This is a genomic window from Yoonia litorea (assembly GCF_900114675.1).
Lineage (GTDB): Bacteria > Pseudomonadota > Alphaproteobacteria > Rhodobacterales > Rhodobacteraceae > Yoonia > Yoonia litorea.
In genome coordinates this window covers 433,031-454,620 of the sequence record NZ_FOZM01000002.1, presented here as the reverse complement: position 1 = coordinate 454,620, position 21,590 = coordinate 433,031, and the positions used below count along the sequence as shown (strand labels likewise).

Annotated in this window: 21 protein-coding genes; 10 read left to right on the top strand and 11 right to left on the bottom strand. The window is 56.4% G+C overall.

What is annotated here, in order from left to right; all coding sequences use genetic code 11:
* Nucleotides 1-15: 15 nt before the first annotated feature.
* Complete coding sequence (locus tag BM316_RS12370; RefSeq protein WP_090208963.1) at nt 16-669, bottom strand: YjbF family lipoprotein; 654 nt, start codon at nt 667-669, stop codon at nt 16-18.
* Complete coding sequence (locus BM316_RS12365) at nt 666-2,780, bottom strand: YjbH domain-containing protein (RefSeq protein WP_090208960.1); 2,115 nt, start codon at nt 2,778-2,780, stop codon at nt 666-668. The genes BM316_RS12370 and BM316_RS12365 overlap by 4 nt, the downstream gene beginning before the upstream one ends.
* Before the next feature lie 278 nt (nt 2,781-3,058).
* Here BM316_RS12365 and BM316_RS12360 point away from each other — a divergent pair, with 278 nt between their 5' ends.
* Nucleotides 3,059-3,574, top strand: coding sequence for a hypothetical protein (locus BM316_RS12360; RefSeq protein ID WP_131802588.1), 516 nt, complete (start codon nt 3,059-3,061; stop codon nt 3,572-3,574).
* Here the strand turns inward: BM316_RS12360 and BM316_RS12355 are convergent.
* The 4 genes from BM316_RS12355 to BM316_RS12340 are packed head-to-tail and all read right to left on the bottom strand — an operon-like array spanning nt 3,551 to nt 7,457.
* Nucleotides 3,551-4,729: a TIGR03862 family flavoprotein gene (locus tag BM316_RS12355; RefSeq protein WP_090208953.1), complete on the bottom strand. Its 1,179-nt coding sequence runs from the start codon at nt 4,727-4,729 to the stop codon at nt 3,551-3,553. The two genes, BM316_RS12360 and BM316_RS12355, sit on opposite strands and share 24 nt — an antisense overlap.
* Complete coding sequence (locus BM316_RS12350) at nt 4,726-6,033, bottom strand: mechanosensitive ion channel family protein (RefSeq protein ID WP_090208950.1); 1,308 nt, start codon at nt 6,031-6,033, stop codon at nt 4,726-4,728. The genes BM316_RS12355 and BM316_RS12350 overlap by 4 nt, the downstream gene beginning before the upstream one ends.
* A gap of 60 nt (nt 6,034-6,093) precedes the next feature.
* Entirely contained in the window at nt 6,094-6,702 is a 609-nt protein-coding gene (locus BM316_RS12345) for an enoyl-CoA hydratase/isomerase family protein (protein ID WP_090208945.1), read from the bottom strand.
* A complete protein-coding gene (locus tag BM316_RS12340) occupies nt 6,699-7,457 on the bottom strand; it encodes an SDR family oxidoreductase (protein WP_090208942.1) in 759 nt (252 codons plus the stop codon). The genes BM316_RS12345 and BM316_RS12340 overlap by 4 nt, the downstream gene beginning before the upstream one ends.
* Before the next feature lie 116 nt (nt 7,458-7,573).
* Between BM316_RS12340 and BM316_RS12335 the strand changes: the two genes are divergently transcribed.
* From BM316_RS12335 to lpxK, 6 genes are all read left to right on the top strand, one after another.
* Entirely contained in the window at nt 7,574-9,076 is a 1,503-nt protein-coding gene (locus BM316_RS12335; protein ID WP_242649893.1) for a DUF2125 domain-containing protein, read from the top strand.
* Nucleotides 9,077-9,197: 121 nt separating this feature from the next.
* A complete protein-coding gene (locus BM316_RS12330; protein ID WP_090208939.1) occupies nt 9,198-10,544 on the top strand; it encodes a TldD/PmbA family protein in 1,347 nt (448 codons plus the stop codon).
* Entirely contained in the window at nt 10,531-11,325 is a 795-nt protein-coding gene (locus tag BM316_RS12325; protein WP_090208936.1) for a 3'(2'),5'-bisphosphate nucleotidase CysQ, read from the top strand. The genes BM316_RS12330 and BM316_RS12325 overlap by 14 nt, the downstream gene beginning before the upstream one ends.
* A gap of 37 nt (nt 11,326-11,362) precedes the next feature.
* Nucleotides 11,363-11,608 (top strand): DUF4170 domain-containing protein, encoded by a 246-nt coding sequence (locus tag BM316_RS12320; protein ID WP_090208934.1) that lies wholly within the window; start codon nt 11,363-11,365, stop codon nt 11,606-11,608.
* Between the two features lie 10 nt (nt 11,609-11,618).
* Nucleotides 11,619-12,815 (top strand): 3-deoxy-D-manno-octulosonic acid transferase, encoded by a 1,197-nt coding sequence (locus tag BM316_RS12315; RefSeq protein ID WP_090208931.1) that lies wholly within the window; start codon nt 11,619-11,621, stop codon nt 12,813-12,815.
* The gene (gene lpxK, locus BM316_RS12310; protein WP_090208930.1) at nt 12,815-13,801 is read left to right on the top strand and encodes a tetraacyldisaccharide 4'-kinase; all 987 of its coding nucleotides are present in this window, start codon (nt 12,815-12,817) and stop codon (nt 13,799-13,801) included. Before BM316_RS12315 ends, lpxK begins: the two co-directional genes overlap by 1 nt.
* Here the strand turns inward: lpxK and BM316_RS12305 are convergent.
* From BM316_RS12305 to BM316_RS12295, 3 genes are read right to left on the bottom strand one after another with little or no spacing between them, the layout of a single operon-like run.
* Entirely contained in the window at nt 13,798-14,919 is a 1,122-nt protein-coding gene (locus BM316_RS12305; RefSeq protein ID WP_090208927.1) for a CaiB/BaiF CoA transferase family protein, read from the bottom strand. The genes lpxK and BM316_RS12305 overlap by 4 nt on opposite strands.
* Before the next feature lie 31 nt (nt 14,920-14,950).
* Nucleotides 14,951-15,616, bottom strand: a complete 666-nt coding sequence (locus BM316_RS12300; RefSeq protein WP_090209488.1) for a DsbA family protein — start codon at nt 15,614-15,616, stop codon at nt 14,951-14,953.
* Between the two features lie 20 nt (nt 15,617-15,636).
* On the bottom strand, nt 15,637-16,143 hold the full coding sequence (locus BM316_RS12295) for a DUF721 domain-containing protein (protein ID WP_090208925.1): 507 nt from the start codon (nt 16,141-16,143) through the stop codon (nt 15,637-15,639).
* A gap of 67 nt (nt 16,144-16,210) precedes the next feature.
* Here BM316_RS12295 and mutY point away from each other — a divergent pair, with 67 nt between their 5' ends.
* From mutY to BM316_RS12280, 3 genes are all read left to right on the top strand, one after another.
* Nucleotides 16,211-17,263: an A/G-specific adenine glycosylase gene (gene mutY, locus BM316_RS12290; RefSeq protein ID WP_090208922.1), complete on the top strand. Its 1,053-nt coding sequence runs from the start codon at nt 16,211-16,213 to the stop codon at nt 17,261-17,263.
* A gap of 51 nt (nt 17,264-17,314) precedes the next feature.
* On the top strand, nt 17,315-18,457 hold the full coding sequence (locus tag BM316_RS12285) for an alkane 1-monooxygenase (protein ID WP_090208919.1): 1,143 nt from the start codon (nt 17,315-17,317) through the stop codon (nt 18,455-18,457).
* 100 nt (nt 18,458-18,557) lie between these two features.
* Nucleotides 18,558-19,481: an MBL fold metallo-hydrolase gene (locus BM316_RS12280; protein ID WP_090209485.1), complete on the top strand. Its 924-nt coding sequence runs from the start codon at nt 18,558-18,560 to the stop codon at nt 19,479-19,481.
* Between the two features lie 213 nt (nt 19,482-19,694).
* Here the strand turns inward: BM316_RS12280 and BM316_RS12275 are convergent, their stop codons facing one another.
* Together BM316_RS12275 and rnhB are read right to left on the bottom strand one after the other, a co-directional pair.
* On the bottom strand, nt 19,695-20,804 hold the full coding sequence (locus BM316_RS12275; RefSeq protein ID WP_090208917.1) for a site-specific DNA-methyltransferase: 1,110 nt from the start codon (nt 20,802-20,804) through the stop codon (nt 19,695-19,697).
* A gap of 88 nt (nt 20,805-20,892) precedes the next feature.
* Complete coding sequence (rnhB, locus tag BM316_RS12270) at nt 20,893-21,525, bottom strand: ribonuclease HII (RefSeq protein WP_090208914.1); 633 nt, start codon at nt 21,523-21,525, stop codon at nt 20,893-20,895.
* Nucleotides 21,526-21,590 lie beyond the last annotated feature (65 nt).

The following is a 21,590-nucleotide window of genomic DNA, read 5'->3' as shown; positions in this document are numbered from 1 at the left end:
GTCACCCGATTTCGGCTAGAACGCGTCGATCTGAAGGTAACCTGCGTCAGGGGAGACGGCCTGCAAACTACGCAAGATGCGACCAGACTGATTGAGCCAGTAGACGTTAGTGAGAGACAGCCCATCGCTTGTACACCGCTCCTCGACGCGCGTGGTCGAGAGGCGTGCGCCCAGCCTGGTGATTTCGTCGCTTCCTTTTGCCTCAACACGGCATTGCAGAACGACGGACTGGATTTGGTCCTGATCAGATAGAAAATCATGGGTTCTGACATGATTGCCGCGACCGTTACGTAACGAGGCCAAGGTCGCTGATGCATCGGACCCCATTAGATCGCGTGGAAGGCCGCGCGTCGCCACGACGACCCCTTGATCCAATGTCACACTAATGCCTGTGCCACCGGCCCAGGTCACTCGCCCGTTGTTGTCGGCAGCCGCAACCATCGTGTCGGCTACCCCCAGATCACGCACATTCACGCGAACGTATCGGCCGGGGTTGGCCAGTATTTCTTCGGCGCTGACTTGCAAACCAGTTCTTGAGGTTGCGTCATCTTGTGTCATCCCCAGCATCATGCCAGTCACCCTTGAGATGACCGATGAACCTTGTGGGTCGCTGCAGGCACTAAGAAGAGTCAGGGCTGCTGCTGTGATGGCCGCTACGGTCAGTCTCATCGCCAGAACCTCCCCCAAGTATCACTCAGGTCAGCTTGATGCGCGCCTCGCACGACGCTGTAGAGACGATCGCCAATCTCCAGCCTTGCGCCGCCATCTCCGGTCCGTGTCCCTAAAGTTGCACTGTAAGTTTCGCGGGTCGCGCGCCCGGTCAGAAAATCCTGTGGCAAGGTAATGGAAATGCCCTTGTTGTAAGACCCGGTTCCAAAATCATCATATGAAACGTCAGTCTGGGTCACGCTGGCGGCAATCCTGATCCCGTTTTCATATTCTCGCGCGACCTCCAGTGTCGCCCCCCAGTCCCCGGCGAGATAGCGGCCCACATCGAGCTGCGTGTGATACCCATTGCCAAAGTCGTAATAGGCGGAGAGATGACCGGTCGTGACCTGATAATCGTAGTCTTCAAAGCCGAGCAACAAATCCGTATCGCGCTGTGCGACGTAGCTAACCTCTGCGCCCAGACCTAAACGGCCATTAACCGGTTTCCAAAGCAACTCCGCTGAAACACCGCCAAACATCCTTTCCAGATAACCGACGCTGATGCGGCTGTAGAGGTTTTCGGCAGGTCGCCCAAAATGCGTGAGCGCAAGCCTTTGCAGAACGGGAACGCCATCGTCCCCATAAAAACCCCCGTCAGTGCGCACATTTTGAAGCTCCGGCGTATCGTCCGCCACGGGATCCTCTGCGTCATTTCTCAAAAGGCTCTGTTGGATCGAGCCACTCAGAACCAATTGCGGTGTAATCGCATAACTTGCGTCGAGCGATGCGCCAATGTCGACCGATGCGGTCCCACCGCTTGAGGAGGGAACAATGCGGAAATAGGGCGACAGCCCCCAAACCAATTCCGGATCGGCTGTTCCAATCGTGGTCAGGCCACCTGCGGTTTCCGCATCCTGAAAACTCGCTCTTGCAAGAAGTGTTCGTGCGGCGCCTGCTCTGTTCTCCAGTATCTCAATATCGCGGCGCGACACCCTCACTGCTGACAGGGGTATCCCTTGAGATACCTGCTCCATGAAAAATGTCTCAACCTGCGCGGGCATCACTTGCGTCAGGAGCCGCGCCGCGCGCCCCAGCGCCTGCGCATTGGACCGATAGCGCTCGTTCGAAAAGCGGATACGCGCGGTATCGTCTTCGATATCAATCGCCAAAAGCTGTAGTCCCTCCACTTCGAACGCGGGGGCCAGCGCGGCACCAATCGCAGTTGGGGGTAATTGCACACGAGCGGCTGGACTTCGCTCTGCTGCTGACCTCACTCTGACTGGCACAGGCGCACTTTCGATACCGCTCATGCCGGGGCGCTTGTTGGCGTTCAGGAAGAAGGATCCGGAAATCGCAAAGGCATCCCTGTTGAGCGCCGCAGCCGTGAACTGCATACCGTCACGGGGGCGGTAAGTAAGGCCAAAGCTGTACGGGCTTTCCGCATCTATCGCCGGGCTGTTGGCTGACTCTGGGTATGCCAATGAGGAATACTCTGCCACAAGACCCCAACGGTCGTTCCACTGATACTCGACACCGCCAAAGAATGCAGCATCTCCCGCGAACCAGAAATCATTCGCGAGTTGGCCGTCACTTTCGCTCACGTCAAATGCAGGGCGGATCGCGCGTGCCGAGATCGGGTTTTCAAATCCGTCACGCGTCCCCATCGCGCCCCATCCCACGCCCGCAGAAACCCGCAGGCCATCACCGATAGATTTTGTTGCGACGATGTATTCCGACTGTAGTTTCCCCGGCGTCAGAAAGTCGCGGAGGCCGACTGAAACTTCAGGAAGATAGGCGCTCTCTTCGACGAGTTTGATATGAAGGTCGAAGCCCCGTTCAAATTCATTCCGCAAAATGTCGGTGGCAGTTTCGTCATAGATATCCATCAAAGCGAGACGAAAACTACCGGAAATACGCTCGGTAAGCTGATAGCTCAAAACAGTCTGAAACAATCCGTCCCGATATGAAAGCGACGTCGCGATTGTCCCCTCGGACGGCGTCGAGGCGGTCGGCATCTCCAACAACCCGGGCGTTCCGTAGAGGCCAAAGGTCGGCGGAATGTCTTGCGCATTCGTCGGAGAAACCAATGAAACAGCGATCACCGATGCCGATGACAGTACCGAAATGCGCATGATGGCTGCTCCCCAATTATTACAACAAGGGATAACCCGTTGTCAGGTGGTTGGGAATGATGAATACTTTTGCGCAGGTATGTTATTGATTGCTAACGCTGCATTCATTTCTGATGTGGCATGGTTCCAAAATGATCGTTTCGCATTTTTGTAGGTTTATTGTTTTTCCCGATCCGCTGAACTCTTGCGAGTGGCTTCAGCACAGCCTTTCACCCTGGGCGGATCAGCTTGTTTCCCCAGTCGGGCGCGCCAATCACAAAACGCCATTCTTCAGAGGTATGACGCCGAAAGAGGCGGAACGTGCGTTTCACCGGTTGGATTTGGATTTTGGCGCGTACACCAAGATTGGCATTGTTCAGAACCCGTTCCGCCGCATGGCGGACCTTTACGACAGCCTATGCCTTCACGACCCCATCTGGCGTTTGAAACAACGGGCAGGGTTGGAGGTTCCGGATTTCGCGACTTGGCTGCACAGCGGACAACCATTCAGCCGCAGGGTTCTCTCGGGCCTGCAACCCCGGTGGCATCGTTTGGGAGCAATTTCGACTGAACGTTGGGCGTCTGGACGCATTGATGCCTTTGTCCGCGCGGAGTTTGCACAGGAAGACTTGCGACAGGCTTTCCGCCAGATGGGGATTATCCCCGCTGTCGGGTTTGGCGGCCACCAAAAGCAGCACCGCTTTGCAGAGATGCTTCGCTATGATCGCAATACAATGGCCATCATCCATCAGCGGTTCGCCAAGGATTTGCGACTCTATAGTGGTCTGACATCAGAACTGGACATGGCTGCCTAGTGCGAAGCGAGCGGCCGCTTGGCCTGCGCGCCGTCCGGTCGCGAGGCATCCGGTGATCAAGTAGCCTCCCGTTGGGGCCTCCCAGTCCAGCATCTCGCCGGCACAAAAAACACCTGGCCTATCGGTAATCATCAGGTGTCTGTCCAATGCGTTGAACCGAAGGCCGCCTGCGGTTGAAATCGCTTCATCCATTGGTCTTGGGCCGCTGTGAGTCACAGGCAGAGCCTTTATGAGAGAAGTGATGTCATCGGGAAATGGCCGTCCGAATTCCTGCAACAAACCGATGCGGACAGGATCGAGGCGCAGCACCTTCCTGAGATGGTTGGTCAAGCTGGCCTTCCCCCGCGGTTTCTTCATGGCTTTCCGCACGTCAGCTTCTGACCTGTCGGGCAACAGGTCTAGGTACAAGGTCGCACCTTCACGCATCGCGCGCGAAACACTGTAAATACCTCCCCCTTCAAGCCCCCGCTCCGAAATGACGAATTCACCGCGCGATTGGGTGTCCCCTGCTCTCAACGCAACAGATTTGACTGGCAATCCGAAAAAACGCGCCATGTGAGCGGACCAATCGACCTCAAAGCCCATATTGGCCGGCGCGAAATCCGAGACTGAGTGCGGCAGATGTTGAACCCATGCGCCATCCGACCCCAAACGCGCCCAGCTTGCCCCGCCCAGCGCCAAAACAGTGATCTTGGGTTTGCAGGTGATGGTTCCATCCGGGGATTCAAACATCAGGCGCTCGTCGTCCCAACCTTGCCAGCGCCAACGCGTTTTCATTTGAACGCCAAAGCCGTCGAGCCGCGCAAGCCATGCCCTTAGCAAAGGTGATGCCTTCATGACTTTCGGAAAGACCCGTCCGGTAGAACCGACAAACAAACTCTGACCAAGCCCTTCGGCCCACTTCATCACATCGTCCGGTCCAAACTCGGCCAGCGATGCCGATAGTGCCTCGGGCAAATCATCGCCATAGGCCATAAAAAACTGATCGACAGCCTCATGCTTGGTCAGGTTCAAACCGGACTTGCCTGCCATAAGAAACTTTCGACCGACCGATGGCATCGCATCCGCCAGGATCACGCTGACACCAGCTTGTCCCAACATTTCTGCGGCCATCAAACCTGCAGGACCCGCACCGATGACGACTGCATCAGTCACAACTGGACAGGACCCTTCACCTCGATCACGCGATGCGGATAGGGGATCTCGATGTCATTCTCTTTAAGGGCATTCCAAATCAGGAAAAGCACGTCAGAGGCATATTTGTTCGGACCGTCGTCGATCCCGTTGACCCAGAATTCGACACCAAAGTCGATCCCGCTGTCACCGAAACCGCGTAATTCGCAGTCTGGACCCTCCGGTTCTTGCAAGACCCCGGGGTGCTTTGCCACGGCGGCCTCGATGATATCCGGCACGCGATTGATGTCGGTGTCGTAGCTGACAGAGAACGGCACTTCGAGGCGATTGGCCGAACCCGAGTCAGAATAATTGACGACGCGTGTGGTGATGAAATCTTCGTTCGGCACCACGATCCATCGCCCGTCATAGGTTTCCAGAATAGTAGCGCGTGCGAGCATTTTGATGATCGTACCTGCTTCGCCACCATCAAGCTCGACATAATCGCCGACTGTGGCCTGACCTTCGACCATAAGAATGACGCCGGAGATGAAGTTCGAGGCAATCTTCTGTAGGCCGAAGCCCAAGCCGACGCCGACCGCACCACCAATAATCGCGAGCGACGACAGGCTGATGCCCATCACGTTCATGAGAATAAGGAAGGCGATACCAAAAATCGCAACTTCGGAGGCTCGTGTCGCAAGCTGCCTGATCGCAGGACGCATCGGCTGCTGCTCGATATATGCCGACGATTGCGAATTCGACCACTGTCCCAGCCAGAAAAGCAAGCTTCCGGCAACGATACCGCGTACAATCGCAAGTGCAGAAAAGCTGATGTTCCCCAAGTTGACGACCGCCCCATCTAGGGCCGCAACCACAGCATCCAAGAAGCCAACCGCATAGAGAGCCGCCGCGGGTACAAGAATGTAGCGTGCCAAAGTCCGTAAAAACGGGTCTCTGAGGATATCATTGGCCAATGCCCTTGCGGCGAGGAAAAGGAAGATACGTTTACCAAAGGCAATGACCGCACCAGACCCAAAGAGTGATCGCGTGACGGCCTCCCCAATTGCCGTGAAGCCGTAAGCAAGCAGTGGTAAGAGAAGCGGTAGAAATATGAGAATGAAACGCCGTGCCTGTGCGAAGACACTGTTGCTTCCCTCTGCCGGCGTCAGCAGCTTCGTCAGACGCGGCGCCATGATCCGGTTGACGAGGCGGGCAAGTAGATACGCACAGATCAGAAGGGCGAATTGCGACCACGCCGCAGGTGAGATCAACCACTCTTGCGCAGTATTCAACCCGCGTTCGTAGGCTGCCTGTGCCTGCTCAATCAGCGAAACCGAGTCCATGCACGCCCCCTGAAATTTCCTGTGAGATTCTTATTGCCCGCTGTGGGTGGCCACACAAGCTTAGTCGATCATTCGCTTGATTCCGGCGACATGATCCGCCGACGCAGCACAAACATCTGCGCCCAACGCCAAGGCTGTTTCAGTCAACGTGTCCGGTTCCACAATACGATCGACGAGACCCCAATCATACGCTTCATCAGCCGTGACCTTCTGTCCTGCCATCAGGATCAACTTCGCACGCGCTGGCCCAACCAGTGACTTCAGCCTCCGGGGGTCAGATGGCTGCGGCAGAAAACCAAGCTTCATCACAGGATAGAAGAATTTGGCTGTTGGAACGGCGATGCGCACATCGCAGGCAAGCACCATACCGAATGCACCGCCAGCAACCGTCCCGTTGAGGGCCGCGACCGACAACCCCGGCAGCCCTGCGATGGCAGACGACAACCTTTCCCAGACCGGATCGGTTGCCAGTCCAGCACGCGCTGCGTCCAGATCAGCACCTGCGCTGAAAACACGTCCGACACCGGTCAGAATAAAGACCTTAGCTGCCTGAGCAGCTTCGGCTGCGTCAGCCAGATCGTGCAACATCTCTGTTGTCAGAGCACCAGCCTTGTCTGGCCGGTTGATGGTTGCAGTCCAGATGTCGCCGTCTTTGGCAACCTCGATCATATCAGACCGACCCTGCGTCTGATGTCCTCGTCCCTTAGACTTACATCGTCGCCTAGGAACTCGTCAGCGTCCGACGTGCACATCCACAAAAGTGCCTTTGCGGGCCATTCAGGCGGGATATGCACGGACCAATCCAGTTTGCTTACGGGCCCGACGCCAGAGGCTTTGATTTCACGCTGCATCTCTGTTGCGACAGTGCCTGGTGATAACCCGAGAACCCGAACACCTTTGTCGCGGACCTCCTTGTCCCCGGCACGGGTCAGCATGTAGGCCCCTGCCTTTGAGCTACAATAGGCCGACCACCCTTCAACGGGGCCATGTGCGGCGCCACTGGAAATGTTGATAATCGTGCCGCTGCCTTGCGCGATCATGTCAGGCAAAACCGCGTGCATCCCGTACATCACGCCCTTCAAATTGATATCAATGGTCTTGCCCCAATCCTCAAGGTCAGCGTCTTGCATCGGGCCCATGGCTGTCACCACGCCCGCATTGTTGATCAGTACATCCAGACTGCCAAAGGTCTGTATCGTCTTTTCAACCGCCGCATGCACCTCGATATGGCTCGAGACGTCACATGGAATCGCGATAGCCGACTGACCGATCTCTCCTGCGATTGTCGCGATTTTGTCTGTTGAGCGCGCGACGAGCGCTACATTTGCGCCTGCCTCGGCAAAAGCCCGCGCAGCCGCCTCCCCGATCCCGCGGCTTGCGCCGGTGATCAATACAGTTTTCCCACGCAAATCTTCGTTTTTCATACTGCTTCCTTTCGAACGGGGTTGTGGACGTCGTCTTATGAATAGAACATAAACCTCAACCCAGGCATTCTATCCCCGCAAGGCGGGACCGGAAAGATAATAAGGAAGGTATTGTTATGGCGCATTCAAAGACACTGAAGAGCGCGGTCTGCATCGCGGCACTTTTCGCAGGCAACGCCGCAGCCGCAGATGTCACGGCCGCGGAAGTTTGGCAAAATCTGAAGTCGCAGTTTGAGGTCTATGGCGAAGACGGGCTGTCCATCGGCGCTGAAGAAACATCAAGCGGCACTGTGACGGTCCGCGATATCGCCGTCACCTTTGCCGATGAAGAAGTGTCGGTTACGGCAGAGGTCGGCGATATGTTCTTTAATGAACAGGCAGACGGTACTGTCCGCGTCACCATGGAAGAGACTTATCCCATGGTGATCACCGGCGACGATGGTGTCGTGATCACACTCGATGTCGTACAGAACAATTTTGTTCTGGTGGTAAGCGGCACAACTGACGCCATGAATTACGCCGTGTCTGCCGATACCTACGGCATTGCTTTCCGCGATGCGATTGATGGCGGAGTGACATACACCGGCGACGCGAGCTTTATGGCAAATACCGTTACGGGCTCTTACGTCGTCAACGACGGCGAACTGCGGGAGGTTATCTCTGACATCTCCGTTGCGACGGTCGATATCCTTGTAGATTTCCAACTGCCAGGCGGTGAAGGCGAATACGTCACAGGTGCCGCCAAGATCAACGGTTTGTCGTCTCAGGGGGAGGCAACCGTGCCAAGCGAAACGGACTTCGAAAACCCTGACATGATCTTCATGGATGGCTTTGGATTCAACGCAGGCTACACAATCGAAAGTGCCGACTACGTCTTCGACATCAACGCAGAAGGTGATCAGGCTGCAGGGTCGGTCTCGACTGGGCCGGTTTCCCTAAGCGCAGAGATGGACGCACAAACGGTCGCTTATGCCAGCAATACACGCGATATCGCTGTTAGCATGCAGACGAGCGACTTTCCTCTGCCGATTGCACTTTCCGTTGATGAATATGGTGTTGGTTTTCAGATGCCGATTGGTGTCACAGATGAACCGGCACCGTTTGGTTTGCAATTCGATCTCGTCGACCTTGAGATCAGCGAAATGCTTTGGAACATTTTCGATCCGAACGCGGTTCTGCCACGCGATCCGGCCACGCTCCAGATTGCTTTGAACGGAACGGCGCGCGCTTTGATCGATTTCTTGGACCCTGCGAACGCCGATGCAATGGAAAGCACCGAGATTCCGTTCGAACCATATTCGATTTCACTTGATAACCTACGGATTTCTGCAGCAGGTGCCTTGATCACCGGAAGCGGCGCGTTCGATTTTGACAATAGCGATCTGGAGACCTTCGCGCCGATGCCGCGACCTGAAGGCAGCGCGACCATCGAAATCGAGGGTTTGAACGGACTTCTCGATAATCTGGTGACAATGGGTCTGGTGCCGCAAGATCAGATTATGGGACCACGGATGATGATGGGCATGTTTGCCCGCTCAACAGGTGACGACCAGATGGAAATCGAAGTCGAAGTCGCACCAAACGGCCAAGTCAATGTGAATGGAAACCGCGTTCGCTGATTGACCAGCAAAACATGCAAAAAGGGCGCGAGACATTTGCTCGCGCCTTTCGCGTTTCTGGCGTCCGACCTTGCGGCCCGACCCGGGCCACACTAGGTCTTTGCCAAGAAAAGGACGCCAGATGACACAATCACTCTCTGAACTTTCCGCGCAAATCCTCGACGCAGCACGTAAAGCAGGCGCTGATGCTGCCGACGCGATTGCAGTTAATGGAACCTCTCAGTCGATCACTGTTCGCGCGGGTGCATTGGAACATGCCGAACGGTCAGAAGGTGTCGAAATCGGACTTCGCGTGCTTGTCGGTCAACGCCAAGCGTGTGTTTCCGCCTCTGACACAAAGCCTGAAACGCTTGCACAAATGGCGGAGCGTGCCGTGGCCATGGCCAAAGAAGCGCCAGACGATCCCCACGCAGGACTGGCAAGCGCAGATCAGCTTGCCAAAGATACCGCAACGGAGCGGCTTGAACTCTACGATCCAAGTGACGAACCCGACCCTGCGGCGCTGCAAGAAGATGCGCTTCGTGCAGAAGCAGCTGCCTTACGAAACAAAGACGTCAGTCAGGTTCAGTCGGCTTCGGCAGGATATTCCCGCCGCCGGATCCATTTGGCCGCAACGAATGGTTTTTCCGCCGGATATGCACGGTCTGATCGCGGCCTGTCCTGTGTGGCGATCAGCGGTACCGGCACAGGGATGGAACGCGACTATGACTACGATAGCCGCGTCTTTCAGTCTGATCTGCGTGATGCAGAAGAGATCGGCACACGCGCAGCTGCGCGCGCTGCCGAAAGGATGGGCGCCAGACGTCCAAAGACAGGAGCGTATCCGGTCCTGTTCGATGAGCGGATCGCAAACTCCCTGATTGGACATCTGATGCAAGCCACCAACGGCATGATGATTGCTCGCGGGTCAAGCTGGTTGCGCGATGCGATCGGTGAACAGGTCCTTCCTGCCAGCATGTCCATCGTAGAGCAGCCTCACCGTTCGCGTGTCACGGGTTCGCGTCTCTTTGATGCCGAAGGTCTTCCAACAAGTGAACGCGCGATTGTCGAGAACGGCGTGCTCAAAGGGTGGACCCTTGATCTTGCGACCGCACGCAAATTGGGCATGGAAAGCACCGCCAACGCGGCAAGGGGCACCAGCGCACCACCGTCGCCAAGCCTCACAAATGTCACGGTGACAGGGGGTATGAAAACGCGCGACGCGTTGATCCGCGAAATGGGCACTGGCCTCTTGGTCACGTCGATGATTGGCTCAACCATTAATCCCAACACCGGCGACTATTCGCGTGGTGCTGCGGGGTTCTGGGTCGAGAACGGCGAGATCGCCTATCCCGTCAATGAGTGCACGGTTGCAGGCAACCTTCGCAACATGCTGAAAACACTCATACCGGCGAACGATGCGCAACAGCATCTGTCGCGTGTGGTTCCGTCATTGCTGGTCGAGGGATTGACGCTTGCCGGAGAGTGACGTCGCACTCTTGGCGGCGGCGGCACGCGAAGCAGGCCAAATTGCCAAGAGCTATTTCCAGCGCGACCCTGATGTCACCGACAAGCCTGACGGCGCAGGTCCCGTTACCGTCGCCGACCTGGCGGTGAACAGGATGCTGGAAGCGGAGTTGCGCGCCGCGCGCCCCGACTATGGTTGGCTGTCAGAGGAGTCGGAAGATACCGCCGTCAGGTTGGAACAGCAGCGGCTGTTCATCATTGATCCAATCGACGGCACACGGGCGTTCATCAATGGTACCAAGGACTGGGCGCATTCGCTTGCCGTCGTCGAAAACGGCAGACCGATTGCCGCCGCAGTCTACTTGCCGATGCGAGATCTGATGTTCACTGCACAGCTTGGTCAAGGTGCAGAGGTCAACGGATTTGCCATAGAAATTGCCGGACTGGACGCTATTTCTTCGGCGACCCTGCTCGGTGCCAAGCCCAATTTTGACGCGCGTTTCTGGGTCGGTGGCACGCCACCACCAGTAAAAAGGGCGTTTCGATCATCTCTGGCGTACCGCCTTTGCCTTGTCGCAGAGGGCCGTTTTGACGGAATGATCACGCTGCGACCAAGCTGGGAATGGGATATCGCAGCAGGTGCGCTCATCGCCGCCGAAGCAGGTGCAACCGTCAGCGATCAATTCGGCGCGGAGCTGCGCTTCAATAATCGTCATCCACAAGTTCCGGGTGTGATTGTGGGCGCGCAATCGCTCCATTCAGAGTTGATCTCACGCCTTGAGACAGGTCAGACGAAATCATAGACTGCCTTCCAAACTCATAGCCATAAAAGGTTTCACAATGACACAGCGGCTTCACCTCGTTTTTGGTGGCGAACTCATCGATCCAAGCAAGAACGCATTCAAGGATGTTGACGCGATCGACATTGTCGGGATGTTTCCAAATTACGATGCTGCCTACAATGCCTGGAAGGCCGCAGCACAGCGGACCGTCGATAATGCGCATATGCGCTACTACATCGCACACATCCACCGGCTTCGGGACGAAGAAACCGAAGCCTCGCCAACGGAAGAGCTGGACAACTAAGGCAAGATAGATGGCGAGTTCGCTCACCATTGCTGCATATCTGGCGGGACTGGGGGCACAACACCGTCCGACGGGGACGGTCGCGCCACCTCCTCGCCCTGACGGAACAGTCTTATGGGTGCGGTGCAGCAGCCGTGACCAGTTGAACGCGGTCTCGTCTCTCAACAGAAAATTGACCCTTGAAGGCGATCCCCTGCATCTGGTGACGACTGTGCCGGAACTGACGCGTCGGGATGCGCATCGTGCATTACCACAACCGGTTGGGCGCGCCGAGACGAAGGAGTTTCTCGATTACTGGCGGCCCAAAATGTCCATTTGGGTCGGGGGCGATCTTGATACCAGACTTTTGGCTGAACTTCGGGATGCAGGGGTGCGCAACATGATGGTCGACGCGACAGCTGAGGGGCTGGACAAGATCGTCGGCCGCTGGGTGCCTGGCGCTCTACGCTCACTGCTTACGCAATTCGAAGCAATTCTGGCACTCGATCATGCCAATGCCGAAAAACTTGTTCGCGCCGGCGCAAACAAGGACTCGACGATTGTCACCGGCGCAATGGAAGACTGCGGACCGGTGCTGCCCTATAGTGAAACCGAACGATCAGAGGTCTTGCAAATTCTGGGCACCAGACCCGTTTGGCTGGCCGCAAATGCTCACCCTGACGAAGCACTGGCGCTGGCACACGCCCAGCGCGAGGCCAGTAGACGCGCACACAGGTTGGTCATGATCGCTGTTCCTCGCCTGCAACAGCATACGGAGCCCCTGCACAATGCTTTCAAAGCGGCGGGAATGAACGTCGCGCTCCGGTCCGAAGTTGACCAGCTTAATGACGCGACACAAATCTATCTTGTAGATACCGAAGAAGAGCTGGGACTGTGGTATCGAATTGCCCCAGTCAGCTACATCGGCGGCACTCTGCAAGGCACAGGCTGCAGCGACCCATTCGAAGCCACGACACTTGGTTCCGCGGTCGTCTATGGGCCGCAGGTGGCGCCATATCAAAAGAATGCGAACCGCCTGAATGCTGCTGGGGGTGCAGTCCTGATCAGGGCTGCAGATGATCTGGGTCCAGCGATTGAGATGCTGTTGTCACCTGACAAGGCTGCAGCACAGGCTCACACTGCCTGGGATGTTGTCACGCAGGGCGCCAACGTGACCAACCGGATCGCAACTTACATCCAGTTGCGCCTTGAAGAATTGGCAGTCTGATGCGCGCACCACCGTATTGGTTCACGCCACCGGAGAAACCCGCATGGCAAGCGCGTCTTTTGGCACCGCTTGGCGCTCTTTACGGGGCTGCGACTGCCAGACGGGTGGCCCAGCCGCCAAAATACAAGGCATCCGTTCCAGTCATCTGCGTGGGCAATCTCAATGCTGGCGGCACAGGAAAGACACCGACGGCAATTGCCCTGATTGAACGGCTCATTGCGCGTGGACATACGCCTCACGTCGTCTCGCGCGGCTATGGGGGCACCTTGCAGGGGCCTACCCGCGTTGATGAGCGTGCCCACAAAGCCGATCAAACCGGTGATGAACCACTGCTGCTTGCTGCATTTGCGCCGACATGGGTGGCAAAGGATCGCGTGGCCGGCGTGAAGGCTGCCGAAGCAGCAGGCGCGGATGTCGTGATCTTCGACGATGGGTTTCAGAACCCAGACGTGGGCAAAGATCTGTCTATCGTCGTCGTTGATGCCTTGCGGGGTTTCGGCAATGGCCGTGTCATCCCTGCAGGCCCATTGAGAGAGACGGTTACCCGAGGGCTAGCCCGTGCTGATCTGCTGCTGACCATAGGACCACCCGACGCACAGGACCGGTTTTTTGCAGAATGGCAAACCGACTTGCCACATCTTCAAGGCCACCTCGCACCTCTGCCGACCGGAATGCCGTGGCGCGACCTGAAGCTGCTGGCCTTCGCAGGCATCGGCCACCCTGAAAAGTTCTTTATCACCTTGCGCGACATGGGTGCGACCGTCGTCCGTGCTGAAGCATTGGGCGATCACCAGCCTTTGACGGATGCCCTGATGAAACGCCTTGAAATCGAAGCTCAGGCGAAACTGGCACAGCTTGTGACCACAGAAAAAGATGCCGTTCGCCTGCCGGAAAGTTTTCGAATGAAAGTTTTGACACTGCCTGTCAGATTACAACTGGCGGATTGGTCGCCGGTGGATGCAGCCTTCGACAAGCTTGGACTTTAGCCGAGCAAATCCTGATCTTGGCCCAATCTTGGCGAAGGTTTCGGGGTCTCCAATTCACCGTCCGAAAAGGTAATGGGAAGACGCACCGAAGGAACGCCATCAAGATCAATCTGCATACCGCGTGCAACGATTTGCGGATCAGCAAAGGTCTCTGACAAATCATTGATCGGTCCAGCAGGCACGCCATGCGCTTCGCAAGCGGCCAGAAGGTCCGATTTGGTCCGCCGCCTTGTCTGTTCCGTCAGCAGCCCCGTGAGCGTGTCTCTGTTCTGCAAGCGCGCCGCATTTGTTGCGTAGTCTTCATGCAGCGCCAGATGATCGACCCCAAGCAATTGGCAGAATTGGCGATACTGTCGATCGTTGCCACTCGCCACGATAATATGGCCGTCGGCGCAATCAAAAACCTGATAGGGAACGATATTGGGATGCGCATTCCCGAGGCGTCGCGGTGCCTCACCTGTTGCTAGGTAATTCATTGCCTGATTGGCCATAACCGCAGTTGCGACGTCAAATAGCGCCATATCGATCTGTTGACCGCGGCCGGTGATTGCGCGCTGGTGCACGGCGGCAAGAATACCGGTACAGGCATAGATTCCGGTGAAGATGTCCGTGACGGCAACGCCAACCTTTTGCGGTTGTCCGTCCGGATCTCCAGTGACTGACATCAAGCCAGACATACCCTGAATGATGTAGTCATAGCCTGCACGTTTTGCATAAGGGCCGGTTTGTCCAAACCCCGTCACGGAACAGTAAATCAAACGCGGATTGAGCCTCGCCAATGACGCATAATCGAGACCATACTTCGCCAATCCGCCGACCTTGAAATTTTCGATTAGAATATCGGCATCAGCGACCAGATCACGCACCTGCGCCTGCCCTTTTGGGGTCCGGAAGTCGATCACGACTGACTTTTTGCCACGGTTGCAGCAATGAAAGTAAGCCGCGCTTTCAGCCCCGTCATGTTTAATGAATGGCGGCCCCCACTGACGGGTATCGTCGCCCCCGGGGCTTTCGATCTTGATGACTTCTGCACCAAGATCAGCGAGTGTCTGACCGGCAAGCGGGCCCGCGAGGACCCGCGCCAATTCGATTACCTTCAGGCCCGCAAGAGGCTGCATATTCAACTCTTGGACGTTGCGAACGGCCGGATTAGCCGAGCTTCTCGTCCAGAATAGCAGCGAAATCCTCGTATGCCATGTTCGAGTACTTCTCGCCGTCAATCACGAAGGATGGGGTCGAGTTCACGCCATCGTTCTCGGCATTTTCCTGATACCATGCAAAAAGCGCTTCGGCCTTGGCAGCATCACTCAGGCAAGCATCCAGTTGCGCATCTTCCATGCCCGCAGTCTTCGCAAGCCGGCGGAGATCAGCAATGATACCTGACGGATCACCACTCGCGAGCCAGGCGCGCTGCTCTTGGTAAAGCAGGTCTGTGAACGCAAAGAAGAAGTTCTGATCATCGGCACAGCGCGCAATCATCGAGGCCCAAAGACCCGGACGATCGAAATAGACTTCGCGATAAACAAAACGGACGCGGCCGGTATCAATGTAGTTGGCCTTCAGTTCCTTGAACTGATTTGCGTGGAAACTGGCGCAGTGCGGGCAGGTGTATGATGCATACTCGATCACTTCGACCGGCGCATCGGGGTCGCCCAACACCATTTCCACAACGACCGGAGCCTCTGCATCGGCGGACTGCGCCATCGCTGCGCCTGGTAGCAAACCACTGGCCGGGTCGGGACGTGTGATTGTCCAACCAGCACCAAGTGCAACCAAGGCGCCACCACCGGCGGCCAAAAGAGTTCTGCGTTTCATCATCTACCTCTGATCAGAGTTCAGTTTCTCTTGTTCAATACGTTCGCACCCAGTGCGATAAGCGCCGCGCGTAGCGCATCGCTTTCTACGCCCCTAGATAAGTCTTTCGCCTGCAATTGCATCGCCTCACTCGGGGCTTTTTGCCGCTTTACCGCGGGTTTGAACGTAACGTGACCGTCCGAAAAACCTGTAGGGGCCGTTTGCGTGATACGGACGCGCGAAATAGCGCGGTAGCCATAGCAGGCGTTTACCTTCTCGCGAATCTGCTCTTTTTGCATTTCGACCATGGGCGCGTGCGATCCGGTGGTCAGAAGGGTCAAAGTCGCGCCCATGCCTCCCTTGCTGTAGGTCACGTTTACAGGGGTCGCTACATCGGCAACTGCGCTGCCAACAACTTCTGCCCAATGCGTAAGAAGGCGGGACACAGCAAAACCCCGCTCTTCGCTCGCCTTGCGAATGCGGTCTTGCATCAACGTCGACGCGCGGGAAAATCCGCGCGTGGTGCTGGAATGGCGTGGCGCTTTCATGTCTAAGCCCTACTCTAAGCAAACGGCCACGCCAAGTCAGCGGGCGAGCTTGAAAGGGTAATAAAGATTGCGTGACCTGAGTGCCGACCTTCTGGAATGGTATGACCGACATGCCCGTGTCATGCCCTGGCGTGTCGGTCCGCAGGACCGGAAGGCAGGCATCAAACCCGATCCATATGCTGTCTGGCTATCTGAGGTCATGTTGCAACAGACGACGGTTGCCGCTGTGCGCGATTACCATCGGAATTTCCTATCAATTTGGCCAACGGTCCAAGATCTAGCTGCTGCAGATGATGCGGCCGTCATGGCCGCATGGGCAGGTTTGGGCTACTACGCCCGCGCTCGCAATCTTCTGAAATGCGCGCGTACCGTCGTGTCTGATTGGGGCGGTGCGTTTCCAGACACCTACGAGGGGCTTTTGACACTGCCGGGCGTCGGACCCTACACAGCAGCGGCGGTGGCAGCGATTGCCTTTGACCGCGCCGAAACCGTCGTTGACGGCAATGTCGAACGTGTAATGGCGCGAATGCACGACATTCACACACCTTTACCAGCGTCCAAGCCACAATTGACCCAGCTCGCCAGCGATCTGACACCGAACACCCGTCCGGGCGACTATGCTCAAGCTGTCATGGATCTTGGCGCGACAATCTGCACACCGCGAAGTCCGGCGTGCGGCATCTGCCCTTGGCGGGAGCCCTGCAAGGCGCGTGCCGCTGGAACTGCAGCAATGCTTCCGAAAAAGACGCCCAAAAAGAAGACACCGACGCGCTTTGGTATAGCGTATGTCGCACAACGCGAAGACGGGGCTTGGCTGCTGGAAACTCGCCCCGAGACAGGATTGTTAGGAGGCATGCTGGGCTGGCCGACAACAGAGTGGACCGATGCGCCCCAAGCCGATCCACCGCTGATCGCAGACTGGAAAACGCTTTCCGAAGAGGCGCGCCATACATTCACACACTTTCACCTGCGTTTGTCGATCCAGTACGCAAGAGTCGCGACTGACGCCGTGCCGATGCGCGGCGACTTCGTGCCAGCGTCCACATTTTCGCCAGCGTCGCTTCCCACAGCGATGCGGAAGGTGTTCGATCTTGTAGATGCGACGTTACGAGACAATTGAGTCCGCCCGCTGACCGCTGATAAAATGTGGTAACTGCGAGAGGACCCCAAAATGACAGCCCTTCCCGGCACTCCGAGCATTGCGCGATTTAGCACGGCGGCACCATTCTGGCTCTCGCTTGGGCTGATCCCAATTGCGATTGTCGCCGCAGTCTATGGTGGATGGACGATCGCATTGTTGCCGATGTCAACTTGGCTGCTGTTCAGCACACTCGACGCCATCGTTGGTCGCGCGTTTGAGAACCAGGACACCGAGACGCCGGACGCTCAGTTATTCTGGTATCGGCTGATTACGATCCTCTGGGCACCACTGCAGTTGATGACGATCTTCGGTATCCTTTTCTACGTCTCGAACTCCGGACACCTGTCGCGTCTCGAAGAATGGGCGTTGTTTGCAGGGTTAGGCATTCTGTCGGGGACGGTAGGTATCGTCTATGCGCATGAGTTGATGCATCAGAAACCAAAGCTTGAGCGTTGGCTTGCGGACATTCTGATGACATCCGTCCTCTACGGTCATTTCCGCTCAGAGCATCTGCATGTGCATCATCGCTATGTCGGCACTCCGCGCGACCCTGTCACAGCGCGGTTCGGCGAAAACTTCTATCGCTTCTTTCTTCGGGTCTTGTGGACGCAACCGATTTCTGCATTCCGCGCCGAAAGTGCAATGTTGGCACGAAAGGGTCTGAGCAGCCTGCACCGCAGCAATCCATTCTGGTTGTATCTTGGTATGCAAGCGGGATTTCTCGTGCTTGCCGCCGCGATTGGGGGCTGGTGGGGCGTGTTCTTATTCGCAACACAAGCATTCTGGGCGATCTTTCAGCTGGAACTCGTCAACTACGTCGAACACTACGGTCTGACGAGAAAGCACCTCGGAGATGGCAAATACGAACATGTCAAACCGCGGCACTCGTGGAACGCCTCTCAGAAGGCATCAAATTGGCTTCTCATCAACCTGCAACGACATTCGGATCATCATTATAAGCCAAACCGCCGTTTTCCACTTTTGCAGACATATGCTGAAGACGAAGCGCCACAGCTGCCGCTTGGCTATCCAGTCATGACATGGATCGCGCTTTTCCCGCCACTCTGGAAGAAGGTGATGAATCCGCGCGTAAAAGAATGGCGCGCGCGGTTCTATCCTGAAATCAAGGATTGGACGCCTTACAAACGGGCTACCAACCCCTTGCCGCGCTAAGGTATCGGGTTTGATGGCGCGCCCGTGATTGGCGACCGGCGCAATCAAGCTATGTCCTCTTCCAGACACATGCTGCGGCATGACCTTGAAAGGAGTGGACATGACGAAATTGACACGACGCACACTACTGAAGGCCGGGGCGGCAATGCCTGTGGCTGGACTGGCTGCCACATCGGCCAAAGCCGAGGCACCAATGCTCGGGCAGAGCTTTGCGCAGCACCGCCGTTTCATGATCGGTGATTTTGAAGTGACGACAATTCTCGGCGGAAGTGCACCCCGTGATAATCCTCAGGGTATTTTCGGCATGAATGTCTCGGAAGAAGAGTTCGCTGAGGTGAGCCGCGCGAATTTTCTCTCTCCTGAGGCGACACAATTCTTCTTCACACCCACTGTCGTGAACACCGGATCGGAACTTGTGCTTTTCGATACTGGACTGAATGCCGGTGGGACCACCGGCGCTTTGGAAGCGGCAGGATACAGCGCAGACCAGATCGACGTCGTGGTTCTGACACACATGCACGGGGACCACATCGGCGGTTTGATGAATGATGGCGCACCGACCTTTTCGAACGCCCGCTACGTAACCGGTCAGGCTGAATATGATCATTGGGCGGCCGCCGGAAACGAGGGTTTCGACATGAATGTCCGACCGCTTGCCGATCAGATGACGTTCATCGGCGACGGCAATGATGTCGTATCAGGGATCACCGGAATGGCCGCTTTCGGGCACACACCCGGTCACATGGTCTATCGTCTCGATAGTGCTGGCGAAGGTCTTGTGATTTTTGCAGACCTCGCCAACCATCCAGTTTGGTCACTTGCCCGCCCGAGTTGGGAGGTGCGTTTTGATGCTGACAAGGAAGCGGCCGCAGCCAGCCGTCGAAATGTCCTTGGCATGATCGCTGCGGATCGTATCCCGGCAATCGGCTATCACATGCCCTTCCCGGCTGTCGGCTATGTGGACACTGGCGCCGGCGATGCCGAGTTCCAGTGGGTTCCCGAAGCCGGTCAATTGATGGGCTGAACCGGCAAAGAAAAAGCCCCGCTATCACACAGGATAGCGGGGTTTGAAAGTTAGTGCATACGGTCGCCCCCACCTTGGAAACGAGTGCCGCAGGCACCGGCGGTATCAACGTTGGTTAAGCACTCGCTGGTTCTTCCGATGACGCATGGTACCCTTTGGCCCGCCAGACCAATCCGGGATAGTTCCGTCAACGTTTGCGAAGATCAGCGCTGGTTAGTGCTTTGCCATCTCTGAGCGGATCTGCTGGCGCAGCAGATCAATAGGCACTTTCTGCCCGTCGCGTTTAAATTGCCAATAGGTCCAGCCGTTACAGCTTGGCGCACCTTCCAGATGCGCGCCGACCTGATGGATTGATCCTTTGATGTCATCGCCGATCAACGTGCCATCGGCACGGACCTTTGCTTTGTGACGACCGTTCATACTCCAGAGTTCTTCGCCGGGGCGCAGCAACCCACGCTCGACAAGAACACCAAATGCAACACGTGGCTCGGCCCGCTTCGATGTTGAAACTTCCAGCGCCTCTTTGTCGAACTTGCGGGTATTCTTGATCCGCTTTTCGGCTACCTTTCGGTAGCTTTCTTCGCGCTCAATGCCGATGAAGTCACGGCCAAGCATCTTGGCAACCGCACCTGTGGTGCCCGTGCCAAAGAACGGATCCAGGATCACATCACCGGGATTGGTCGTCGCCACCAGAACGCGATGCAAAAGCGATTGCGGCTTCTGGGTCGGATGGGCCTTCTCACCATTCTCGTCCTTCAGGCGCTCATGTCCGGTGCAAATTGGCAGAACCCAATCCGAGCGCATCTGTACGCCTTCGTTCAAAGCCTTCAGGGCCTCATAGTTGAATGTGTATTTGCTCGCTTCTTCTTTGGAAGCCCAGATCATGGTCTCATGGGCGTTGGTAAAGCGTTTGCCGCGGAAGTTTGGCATGGGATTTGACTTGCGCCACACCACATCATTGAGAATCCAGAAGCCCTGGTTTTGCAGTTCCGCGCCCATGCGGAAGACATTGTGATAGCTCCCGATCACCCAAATTGCGCCATTCGGTTTCAAAAGGCGACGCGCGGCTTTCAGCCAGGCCCTTGTGAACTGGTCATAGACTTTGAAGCTGTCGAACTGGTCCCACGCGTCATCGACCGCATCCACCTTGGAATTGTCTGGACGGTGCAGGTCACCCTTGAGCTGCAGATTGTAAGGGGGATCAGCGAAGATCAGGTCCACAGAACCAGCCGGAAGACTGTTCATCACCTCGATGCAATCGCCATCAAGAATCGTGTTCAGCGGGAGCGCTTGCGCACTCTTCGTCTTTGTTTTGATCGTCATAACTTGCCTCTAAGCCCGGCGGGTGTCCCGCTCTTTTGCTTCGTCTAATTTGAGTCAGAGAGGATTCGCTGTCAAAAACTTTATTGAATCAGTGACTTACGTTTTTGTCTTGATACAAGATATTGTGTACGGGCTTAAATGAACGTCTATGATGTGGGCTGACACCAAACTCTTGAAGGCCCAATTTATGCTGGGTTGTTGGGTATCCGGCGTTCTTTTCCCAGCCGTAGTGAGGGTACTGTTGCGCCAACGCCACCATGTGTTCATCCCGCCACAGTTTTGCGACAACAGAAGCCGCCGCAATCGAGAGCGAACGTGCGTCACCTTTCACAATTGTCTCGCAGGCTGTTGTCAGATCGCGCGGGACCATATTGCCGTCAATCAGGACGTGATCAGGCACCAACTTGAGGCCAGCGACAGCACGCACCATGGCAATATGGGAGGCACGCAAGATGTTATACTCATCAATCTCTGAGACAGTCGCCTGCGCGATAGAGACATCGGCGCACTCCATGAGCTGCGCATAAAGGCTGGCCCGCCTCTTGGCAGACAGCTTCTTACTGTCGTTCAAACCGTCGGGAATGTTGGCAGGATCAAGGACCACTGCAGCCGCAACAACCGGACCGGCCAAGGGGCCCCGCCCCACCTCATCCACGCCTGCAACGCAAGATAGGCCCCGGCGATGAGCAGCGTCCTCAAAACTGAAGTCAGGCTTTGACATGACTTCTCTGAACAGAAGCACGGAGAGAGATGCAAGAAAAAAGGGGCAGAGAGCCATGTCCAACC

Bases quoted from the DNA above. Each gene is read 5' to 3' on its own strand.
- rnhB (WP_090208914.1), bottom strand. From the start codon at position 21,525: ATGTCAAAGCCTGACTTCAGTTTTGAGGACGCTGCTCATCGCCGGGGC.
- BM316_RS12305 (WP_090208927.1), bottom strand. From the start codon at position 14,919: ATGCAGCCTCTTGCGGGCCTGAAGGTAATCGAATTGGCGCGGGTCCTC.
- BM316_RS12275 (WP_090208917.1), bottom strand. From the start codon at position 20,804: ATGACGATCAAAACAAAGACGAAGAGTGCGCAAGCGCTCCCGCTGAAC.
- BM316_RS12300 (WP_090209488.1), bottom strand. From the start codon at position 15,616: ATGAAACGCAGAACTCTTTTGGCCGCCGGTGGTGGCGCCTTGGTTGCA.
- BM316_RS12285 (WP_090208919.1), top strand. From the start codon at position 17,315: ATGACAGCCCTTCCCGGCACTCCGAGCATTGCGCGATTTAGCACGGCG.
- BM316_RS12370 (WP_090208963.1), bottom strand. From the start codon at position 669: ATGAGACTGACCGTAGCGGCCATCACAGCAGCAGCCCTGACTCTTCTT.
- BM316_RS12340 (WP_090208942.1), bottom strand. From the start codon at position 7,457: ATGAAAAACGAAGATTTGCGTGGGAAAACTGTATTGATCACCGGCGCA.
- BM316_RS12330 (WP_090208939.1), top strand. From the start codon at position 9,198: ATGACACAATCACTCTCTGAACTTTCCGCGCAAATCCTCGACGCAGCA.
- BM316_RS12280 (WP_090209485.1), top strand. From the start codon at position 18,558: ATGACGAAATTGACACGACGCACACTACTGAAGGCCGGGGCGGCAATG.
- BM316_RS12350 (WP_090208950.1), bottom strand. From the start codon at position 6,033: ATGGACTCGGTTTCGCTGATTGAGCAGGCACAGGCAGCCTACGAACGC.
- BM316_RS12315 (WP_090208931.1), top strand. From the start codon at position 11,619: ATGGCGAGTTCGCTCACCATTGCTGCATATCTGGCGGGACTGGGGGCA.
- BM316_RS12320 (WP_090208934.1), top strand. From the start codon at position 11,363: ATGACACAGCGGCTTCACCTCGTTTTTGGTGGCGAACTCATCGATCCA.
- BM316_RS12345 (WP_090208945.1), bottom strand. From the start codon at position 6,702: ATGATCGAGGTTGCCAAAGACGGCGACATCTGGACTGCAACCATCAAC.
- BM316_RS12365 (WP_090208960.1), bottom strand. From the start codon at position 2,780: ATGCGCATTTCGGTACTGTCATCGGCATCGGTGATCGCTGTTTCATTG.
- BM316_RS12335 (WP_242649893.1), top strand. From the start codon at position 7,574: ATGGCGCATTCAAAGACACTGAAGAGCGCGGTCTGCATCGCGGCACTT.
- lpxK (WP_090208930.1), top strand. From the start codon at position 12,815: ATGCGCGCACCACCGTATTGGTTCACGCCACCGGAGAAACCCGCATGG.
- BM316_RS12295 (WP_090208925.1), bottom strand. From the start codon at position 16,143: ATGAAAGCGCCACGCCATTCCAGCACCACGCGCGGATTTTCCCGCGCG.
- BM316_RS12360 (WP_131802588.1), top strand. From the start codon at position 3,059: ATGACGCCGAAAGAGGCGGAACGTGCGTTTCACCGGTTGGATTTGGAT.